This is a genomic window from Flavobacterium sp. UBA6135, from assembly GCF_002428305.1.
In the GTDB taxonomy this organism is placed as follows: domain Bacteria; phylum Bacteroidota; class Bacteroidia; order Flavobacteriales; family Flavobacteriaceae; genus Flavobacterium.
The window spans coordinates 1-9594 of sequence record NZ_DIVJ01000036.1 but is presented as its reverse complement, the minus strand read 5'-3'; the positions used below and the strand labels follow the sequence as shown (position 1 = coordinate 9594).

General features: G+C 34.1%; 5 protein-coding genes and 1 pseudogene. 4 read left to right on the top strand and 2 right to left on the bottom strand.

Annotated elements, in window-relative coordinates:
• Positions 1-2178, bottom strand: a pseudogene (locus B3L86_RS09240) (hypothetical protein); the annotation flags it as partial.
• A gap of 152 nt (positions 2179-2330) precedes the next feature.
• Between B3L86_RS09240 and folE the strand changes: the two are divergent.
• The 4 genes from folE (at position 2331) to lgt (ending at position 5789) form a co-directional block, all read left to right on the top strand.
• Positions 2331-3002, top strand: coding sequence for a GTP cyclohydrolase I FolE (folE, locus tag B3L86_RS09235; protein WP_291118060.1), 672 nt, complete (start codon positions 2331-2333; stop codon positions 3000-3002).
• 27 nt (positions 3003-3029) lie between these two features.
• Positions 3030-4514 (top strand): cysteine--tRNA ligase, encoded by a 1485-nt coding sequence (gene cysS, locus B3L86_RS09230; RefSeq protein WP_291118058.1) that lies wholly within the window; start codon positions 3030-3032, stop codon positions 4512-4514.
• A gap of 4 nt (positions 4515-4518) precedes the next feature.
• Positions 4519-4743, top strand: coding sequence for a membrane protein insertion efficiency factor YidD (gene yidD / locus B3L86_RS09225; protein WP_291118055.1), 225 nt, complete (start codon positions 4519-4521; stop codon positions 4741-4743).
• 119 nt (positions 4744-4862) lie between these two features.
• Entirely contained in the window at positions 4863-5789 is a 927-nt protein-coding gene (gene lgt, locus B3L86_RS09220) for a prolipoprotein diacylglyceryl transferase (RefSeq protein WP_414655130.1), read from the top strand.
• Positions 5790-6257: 468 nt separating this feature from the next.
• Here the strand turns inward: lgt and secDF are convergent, their stop codons facing one another.
• The gene (gene secDF, locus B3L86_RS09215; RefSeq protein WP_291118049.1) at positions 6258-9305 is read right to left on the bottom strand and encodes a protein translocase subunit SecDF; all 3048 of its coding nucleotides are present in this window, start codon (positions 9303-9305) and stop codon (positions 6258-6260) included.
• Positions 9306-9594 lie beyond the last annotated feature (289 nt).

The window sequence follows — 9594 nt, the reverse complement described above, 5'->3', positions numbered from 1 at the left end:
GCCAAAAACTAGAACATTACAATTTTGTTCAACACGTATGTAGATAACTTCATCGTTAGTGCCACTATATGTGGACGGATTTACTATAAAGGGAGTTCCCACAATTGCACTTGCAAAGGTGTTATGGTAAGTAATGGTGAATTCTGAAGCAGATAAACCATTTAAAGCATTAATAGATGCAGCAGTTAAATCAAACACTTCAAATCCGTCATTATTCAAATCGCACAGAGGGGTCATTACAGTAGTTTGAGGATCTGGGGTGCCACTAGTTGTAACGATTAATTCAAATGCTTTCACGCGAATACATCCCGAATTTTGATCTTCAATACTTGCATAGATGGTTTGACCTGTACTGAAAAAGGCAGTTGGGTTTGCAATTTCATTTATAGCGATAATTTGAGCATCATTTTCGTTGGTGTAATAACGAATCTCTTGATCAAATGGACTCAAACTTCCTAAAATTATCGGATTGTTTTGAGTCAAATCAAACACATTAGAACATTGCGTTAAATCAATTGGATCATTCGTAGGATCAGGGTTTACTTCAACCGTTACAACACTTTCTTCTATAAAAGTTTGCTGACATACAGTATAAGTAACCTGAGCAGTATACGTAGTAGTCTCAGCAGGTGATACCGTTATTGTAGGAGTAGTTGCTATTTGTACCCCTGATTCATCGAGCCATTTAAAGCTAGTTGTAGAGGGACCGGATGGCGTAAAACGCCAAGCCTCTTGCGATGCTGACCAGTTGCCGGTATTTCTTCCAGGAGGAGTGTAAGCAACATTTCCTGCAAGGTTTTGAATACCGATTACACCTACACCACCTTGCCAAGAATTACAAGGAGTTCTATTTAAAACATGAACCTCAATGATATTTGAAATTTCATACAACACCATTTGATAAGTTTGTAGACCTACACTTTGTCCACAACTATATTGTCCAAAATTATAAAAATTTACAATTAACTTTCTACAAGGGTAGCTTCCAACTAATTTCCAACTTGCGGATCTATTAGATGGAGAATTTGCAGGATCTGTATCTTGATACACACCATATATTGCATTTTTTATAGGAAAACCTGCATTGGGAATTTGTGCACCAAAACTCCATGGACTAAATGTATTGGGCACTACTGCTGGATCAAAAGAAATAGTACCGTTTGAACCTACATGACAGGTGGAATACAAACTATTAAAAAAACAGAATTGAAAAGGTAATGTAATTGTTTGTGACCAGATATCATCAGTTGCTAAGTTTATTTGATTATAGGTTGGGTCGTTGAATTCTGCCTGCGGACAGAAATCTATCTGACTTACAGTATAAGCAGAAGTTGAGCCCAAAACTTGATAGGAGGCTGACAATTGAACTGGTTGATTCACATCACAAAGTGCAGAAGGATACTCTAAATTGATATCGCCTGCTACTACAGAAGCACAACCATTAGCATTAACTGTTACTGCAAAAGTTGAAGTAGATGAATTTACACAACCATTAAGTGAGGATATACTAAAAATTGAGAAAATGGTTGAATTATTTAAGGGAGAAGTTGTAACGGAGGCTTGACCGGCTTCATTTAACAATACATTTCCAAAAATTCCGGAAGTAGACTGGTAAAAAACAAGCACGCCCGGAGTTCCCGTAAAACTCAATGTAGCACCGGAACCCGGACAAACACTTGTATCTCCTGTTAAAGTTGCCACTAATTGAGCAGGTTCTGTAATTGTAACTCCTGTTTCTGTTTCAACTCCACCAACAGAATCTGTCACTGATAATGTATAAACTCCGGGAGGTAATCCTGAAAAAATACCGGTAGTATTCTGTTGGACAACTGGACCATTGATGTTGTATAGTAAAAAAGGTGCCGTTCCAGATGAACCGGTAATCGTTATTGAACCATTATTTAAACCATAACATGTAACATTTGTAGTGGTATAATTTACTACTAAAATGCTTCCTTTCTTGAATAAATCTGATTCAATTATCTCGAACTGTTTTCCAAAAATAATTTGATTAACATTAAAAACAAAGTCCTTTTTTAATCCTAGTTCACAACTAGATTGCAAAATAATTTCGCTTAAATTTAATTCTTTTCTAACATCAGTAGTAGAAGAAGCCGATGTTAAAAATAGTAAAGAAATAAATGCAAAAGCATAGAAAAAAAGTAATTTCAATCTCATTTTAATTTATTTTAGGGTGGAAATTTACATAAATTTAAGATAATATTGTCTTAAAATTTTAAAGATTTTAAATGAATTATGGTTTACATTAAATTCCTATTATTTATTTATCTTTGCACACCTTTATAAATTAACAGTAATAGTCGATATAAATGAATACAGATAACGATACTTTTGACGAAGCCGGAGATGATCATTTTTTTAATTCAGTAAACAATCCCATTAGAGAAGATGCCTTTGATTTGAGCGACGATCAAAAAATTGAATTGATAAAAAAAGATGTGGCTTCCATTTTAACTACTTTGGGAATGGATTTGACCGATGACAGTATGAAAGGCACCCCTAATCGAGTGGCTAAAATGTTTGTTAAAGAACTTTTTGGAGGCTTAAATCCGTCAAAAAAACCAAGTTCATCTACTTTTGAAAATCATTATAAATATGGTGAAATGCTTGTTGAAAAAAACATTACGGTTTATTCAACATGTGAACATCATTTGTTGCCCATTGTTGGAAGAGCACACGTGGCTTATATCTCCAGCGGTAAAGTAATTGGTCTTTCTAAAATGAATCGTATTGTGGATCATTTTGCAAGAAGACCGCAAGTACAGGAACGTTTGACGATGCAAATTGTAAAAGAATTACAACATGCTTTAAACACAGAAGATGTGGCTTGCGTTATTGATGCCAAACATTTGTGCGTTAATTCCAGAGGAATCAAAGATATTGAAAGCAGCACTGTCACTTCTGAATTTGGTGGAAAATTTAAGCAAGAACAAGTTCGGAGAGAATTCTTAGAATATATTAAATTAGACACAAAATTTTGATAGACTGGTTAAAAAGACACTTCATTTATGGAACTTTATAAAACAAATTCACTAAAAATATACAATTCACTATCCGGTGAAAAAGAAGTTTTCATTCCAATTCATCCCGGAAACGTGGGAATGTATGTTTGTGGCCCAACCGTTTACAGCAATGTGCATTTAGGTAACGTTAGAACTTTTATGAGTTTTGATGTGGTGTATCGCTATTTTAAACATTTGGGATATAAAGTTCGTTATGTAAGAAACATTACCGATGTGGGTCATATTGTTGACGACATTGATGAAGGAGAAGATAAAATTGCCAGAATGGCTCGCATTGAAAAAGTGGAACCCATGGAAATTGTGCAGCGATATACTGTAGATTTTCATACCATTTTACATGAATTGAATTTCCTTCCGCCAAGTATTGAACCTACGGCAACCGGACATATTATTGAACAAATTGAAATCATCAAACAAATTATTACCAACGGGTTTGCATATGAATCCAATGGTTCTGTTTATTTTGATGTCGTAAAATTTAATGAAACCAATAACTACGGCAAGTTAAGCGGTCGTAATATTGAAGACATGATTGCCAATACTCGTGATTTAGACGGACAATCAGACAAAAAAAACAGTCAGGATTTTGCCTTGTGGAAAAAAGCAGAACCCCAACATATCATGCGTTGGCCTTCGCCTTGGAGTGATGGTTTTCCGGGCTGGCATTTGGAATGTACAGCCATGAGTACAAAATATTTAGGTAATCATTTTGATATTCACGGTGGTGGAATGGATTTAAAATTTCCACACCACGAATGTGAGATTGCTCAAAATGAAGCTTGCACAGGTCAATCACCCGTTAATATTTGGATGCATGCCAACATGCTTACTTTAAATGGCAAGAAAATGGCTAAATCAACCGGAAATAATATTTTACCGGGAGAGATTTTTTCAGGAGATACACCCCATTTAACTAAAGCCTTCTCCCCTTCTGTGGTGCGATTTTTTATGTTACAAGCTCATTATAGAAGTATTTTGGATTTTTCAAATGATGCGATTTTGGCTTCCGAAAAAGGATTTATGCGACTGATTGAAACCATCGATTTGATTCCGGCTATCCCAACATCAACTTCATCAAGTTTGGATGTTGCCACTTGGAAACAAAATTGTTATGACGCCATGAACGATGATTTTAATACCCCAATCTTAATTGCTCATTTGTTTGAAGGTGTTCGCTTTATCAATTTAGCTAAAGAAAAAACAGAAACACTAACGGCTGACGATTTGCAATTAATCCAACAAACGTTGCATTCGTTTGTTTTTGATGTTTTAGGATTAACCAATGCTTCTAAAAACAACAACCAAAGCGACAAGCTTGAAGGTGTTGTGCATTTATTAATCAATATGCGTGAAGAAGCACGAGCGAATAAAAACTTTGCTCTTTCTGATCAAATCAGAGATCAGTTGTTAGCACTCGGAATTCAATTAAAAGACGGCAAAGAAGGTACACAGTTTACCGTTTCAAACTAATTTCATGTTAAAAAAAATCCTAATAGCTCCGTTTATAATTCTAGTAAGAGCCTATCAGGTTTTAATTTCTCCGTTAACCCCGGCAACCTGTAGGTTTGAGCCAACTTGTTCCCATTATACCATAGATGCTTTTAAAAAATATGGTGTTCTGAAAGGTTTTTGGTTGGCTGCAAAAAGAATAAGCAGCTGCCATCCATGGGGAAGAAGCGGTTATGACCCTGTTCCCTAACCACGTAAAAACATAAAAACAAAAATTAACCTTTTTAAAATCTTAATGGTTTTAAAAAGGTTTTGTTTGTTGTTATAATTTCAATTACTTTTACTGATGCTAAGAAATTTCTAACTATGATTTTACACTCCTTACAGTTTGTTTGGAATCCTTCTGAAGGTTTCGATTTAGGTGTTTTTATGATTCGCTTTTACAGCTTAACATGGGTAATTGCTTTTATTTTAGGATGGTATATTACTAAAAAAATATTCATTCGAGAAAATGAACCCATAGAAAAACTGGATTCTCTATTTATTTATACCGTTGTAGCCACGATGCTAGGAGCTCGATTGGGACATGTACTTTTTTATCAATCGGAATTGTTTTATCAAGATCCTTTGAGCATTTTGTTGCCCATCCGAACAAAACCGGAGTTTGAGTTTACCGGTTTTTCAGGCTTAGCCAGTCATGGAGCTGCCATTGCTATCATTATTACCATGATTTATTTCAGTAAAAAAATCATGCTTCGTCCGTTACTTTGGGTTTTGGACAGAATTGTAATTGCTGTAGCGAGTGGTGCTGTTTTTATTCGATTGGGTAATTTTTTCAATTCTGAAATTGTAGGTCATGAAACAACATCTGCTTTTGGTGTGAAATTCATTCAGGATTTTTATGACAAACGCGATGCTGTGATGGCAACAAAAATTGCTGAACCAAAAGAAGCTTATAAAGCCATCACCAATAATCCGGAATTCAGTCAATTGGTTGAATCGGTACCCTTTAAACATCCGGCTCAATTGTATGAAGCCATAGGTTATGTTTTTGTCTTTTTTATTCTGTATTTTCTATATTGGAAAACTGAGGCACGCCACAAGCAAGGATATATTTTTGGAATGTTTTTAGTTTTATTATGGACTATTCGCTTCTTTGTAGAATTCGTAAAAGAAAGTCAAGGAGGTTTTGAAACCTATCCAATATTTAATGCTCTATCAACCGGTCAATGGTTGAGTATTCCTTTTGTGTTGATTGGATTGTATTTTGTGATTAAGGCTAAGAAAACAGCATAGAAAAATTCTTTACTGAATAACAACCGACTTCTATGTAGAGGTCGGTTTTTTTTTACGCTTAATTTAATTAACAACAACTTAAGTTAAGATGATTAAGTCTTGTACGAGTAAATATTATGTAGTGTCTATACCCGACATGTTTTGGAAACCTGTCAGGTATAGAAATAATTAATTTAACCCGTTGGGTGTAATTAAATTTTCAAATAATTTTACCACTAATTTACTTCGTCTGTTCGCTACGCTCGGGCCACCAATTTTTTTGACTAATTATTCGATTAAATTCGAATTTTCATCAAAGATGAACAAATTATTGCATTTACTAAATTTATAATTTGTGAATTCGTGGCAAAAATATCCAGAATACTATTGAATTAAATAATTACACCCAACGGGTTTAATTTAATAAAATCACAGGACAAAAAAAAAGACCCGATTGCTCAGGTCTTTTTTATATAAAATCAACAAAAATTATTCTTGTTCAAAAGCTTTTTTTCTTGCTTCTTGTTTATTGATTGTATCCACCATTAAAGGTGTAGCAATAAATAACGATGAATAGGTTCCCACTAAGATACCAACAAGAATTGCAAATACAAATCCTCTGATGGTTTCACCACCAAGGATGAAAATAGAGAACAATACAATTAATGTAGTGAATGAGGTATTCACAGTTCTGCTAATTGTTGTATTCAATGCTTTATTCACCACTTCATTGAATGTTCCTGAAGTATGCTCTGATAAAAACTCACGCACTCTGTCAAATACAATTACCGTATCGTTTAACGAATATCCAATTACAGTTAGAATAGCCGCGATAAACGCTTGGTCAATCTCCATGTTGAATGGTAAATATTTAAAACCAATTGAATAGATTCCTAAAACAATAATCACATCGTGGAAAACAGCACCAACTGCTCCTAAAGAGAATTGCCATCTTCTGAAACTGATTAATAAATAAAGGAATACTACTAATAACGACCCTAAAACAGCCCAATACGCATTGGTTTTAATATCCTCAGCAATAGTAGGACCTACTTTAGTTGCTTGAAGAATACCCACCGTTTTGTCATCTGAATTGGTAACAAATTGCTCATAAGTCATTGTTGTCGGTAGATACGGTTTTAAGTTATCAAATAACAATTGATTTACTTCTGAATCAATACCCTCACCTTCTTCATTAACTTTATATTTTGTTGTAATTTTTAACTGATTGTTTGTTCCAAACGTTTTAGCTTCTACATTAGTTCCAAAACCTTTAGTTAAAGCAGATCCAACTTCATTGGCTGAAACTTCTCTGTCAAAACGCACTTGGAAAGTTCTACCTCCAACAAAATCAACCCCTTGGTTTAATCCATTAATAAAGAATAACGATACTAAAGAAATAATCACTAAAACAGAAGAAATGGCATAGGCAATTTTTCTTTTGCTTAAGAAATCGATATTCATATTCTTGAACCAATTTTTTGACATCGGTGTAGAGAACGTTAAATTTTGAGTTTTAGTCAAACTCCAATCTAATAAGATTCTTGTAATAAAGATGGAAGTAAATAATGAAGTTCCAATACCAATTAATAAAGTAGTTGCAAAACCTTTAATTGGTCCCGTTCCAAAAACCAAAAGGATTAAAGCGGTTAACGCTGTTGTAATGTTTGCGTCAAAGATAGAAGACATTGCCCCTTTCCATGTGAAAGCATGGTTGATAGACTCTTCTAAAGTTTTACCTGCATCTAATTCTTCTTTGGCTCTTTCAAAGATAATAACGTTAGCATCTACCGCCATACCAATAGTAAGAACGATACCCGCAATACCTGGTAACGTTAATACAGCACCTAAACTTGCTAAGATACCGAAGATGAAAAGAATGTTTACAATAAGTGAAATGTTAGCAAAAATACCGGCTTTTCCGTAGTATAAAATCATCCATACCACTACTAATAACATCCCAATCATAAATGATAAAATACCATTATCAATAGCTTCTTGACCTAATGAAGGACCAACAACATCCGATTGAACGATATCTGCAGCTGCAGGAAGTTTACCTGCTTTTAATACGTTGGCTAAATCTTGTGTTTCTTCCACTGTAAAACTACCAGTAATTTCTGAACGACCACCTGAAATGGCACCACTTGAAACTCCTGGAGCAGAATAAACAATATCATCTAAAACAATAGCAATTGCATTTTTTTGTTGGCTAACTCTACCTGTTAATTCTTCCCATTGTTTGGCTCCTTTTCCGTTCATTTGCATGGTTACGGCCGGTTTACCAATTTGGTCAAAAGTAGCAGAAGCATCTACCACCACACCACCACTGATAGGAGCTTGATTGGTGCGGTCAGCTTTTAAAGCATATAATTCAACTGCACTTACTTTTTCTTTCTTATCGTTTTCAATAGTAGTTGGTTTTCCCCAAACTAATCTTGCATAACGCAATTCAGGAGAACGTAAAGCTTTAATACTTTCTCTTTTGAAATAGTTGTTAATCGTAGTCGTATCTCTAGGAGAAAAATAAGCTACAACCGGTCCAAAACCTCTTGAAAGCATTTTGTCCAACAATGGATTATTAGTATCTACTTTTGTACTGTCAGTTGAACTGTCAGTTAACAACGATTCAATTTCAGTTTTTACTGAATCCTTTACTTCAGTACTAGCTACCTTTTCGCTTTTTACTTCTGTTGCTTTTAAAGCATCATTTACAGCAAACAAATAATTCATTACTTGATCAGACTGTAAAGTTTCCCAAAACTCTAATTGAGCCGTACTTTGTAATAATTTCTTAGCACGATCAATATCTTTTGCTCCTGGTAATTCTACTAAAATTCTACCTGATTCACCAAGACGTTGGATGTTGGGTTGTGTTACACCAAATTTATCAATACGCTTTCTTAATACTTCAAAAGCACTGACGATAGACTCATCAACTTTTCTTCTGATAACAGGTTTAACCTGGTCGTCAGTCATTTTTAAAGTAATTTCATTTTCTAAATTTTTGTTTAAGAAAATTTCTGGTGAGGCTAATTTAGTTTTAGCATCTTTTGCAATAGCATCATATGCTTCGAAGAAAGCATCCAAATAGGTTTGATTTCCTCTTTGGTTTGCTTTTGCATCGGCTAACGCTTTATTGAAACTAGCATCTTGTGTATTGTTTGCTAAACCTTTTAAAATATCTCTTACCGAAATTTCTAGGATAACGTTGATACCACCTTCAAGGTCAAGACCTTTATTGATTTGGTTGTCTTTTACGAAATCATAAGTAAAAGCATTTAAAAATACTTTCTCATTTTTAATCGAATCCAAGTATTTCAACTCCAATCGATTTAAATCAAGATTTTCAAGTGCTCCCGGATCATCAGCTAATAATCCTTTCTCTTTTTTATCAGTTAATTTTTTAAACTCCGCTGTAGCATATGCCTTGGCATCATTTTTTACTTTATTAGCTACAAAAGTGAATGAAAGTTGGTAAATACATACCAACGCTAAAATGATTGCGATAAATTTAATCAGTCCTTTATTCTGCATTATTACTAAAAATTAATTACTATTTAATTGGTAAAGTTTTGATTGTAAATCAGATAGAAATTTGAGTCGCTCTAATCTTTTTCTGAAAACGTGCAAATATATAATTATGGTTAGGATTAACCAATTAATTTATGGTTAATCTCAAAAAAAAGACTGCAAAAATGCAGTCTCTTTGCGGCTATAATTAAATTTTTCTGATAAAACCGATTTCAAATCGCCGTTCATGGCTCTAACAGCATCTGCACTTTTAACGAATTATGCTTTTAAAATGTACTAATGTTTAATGATT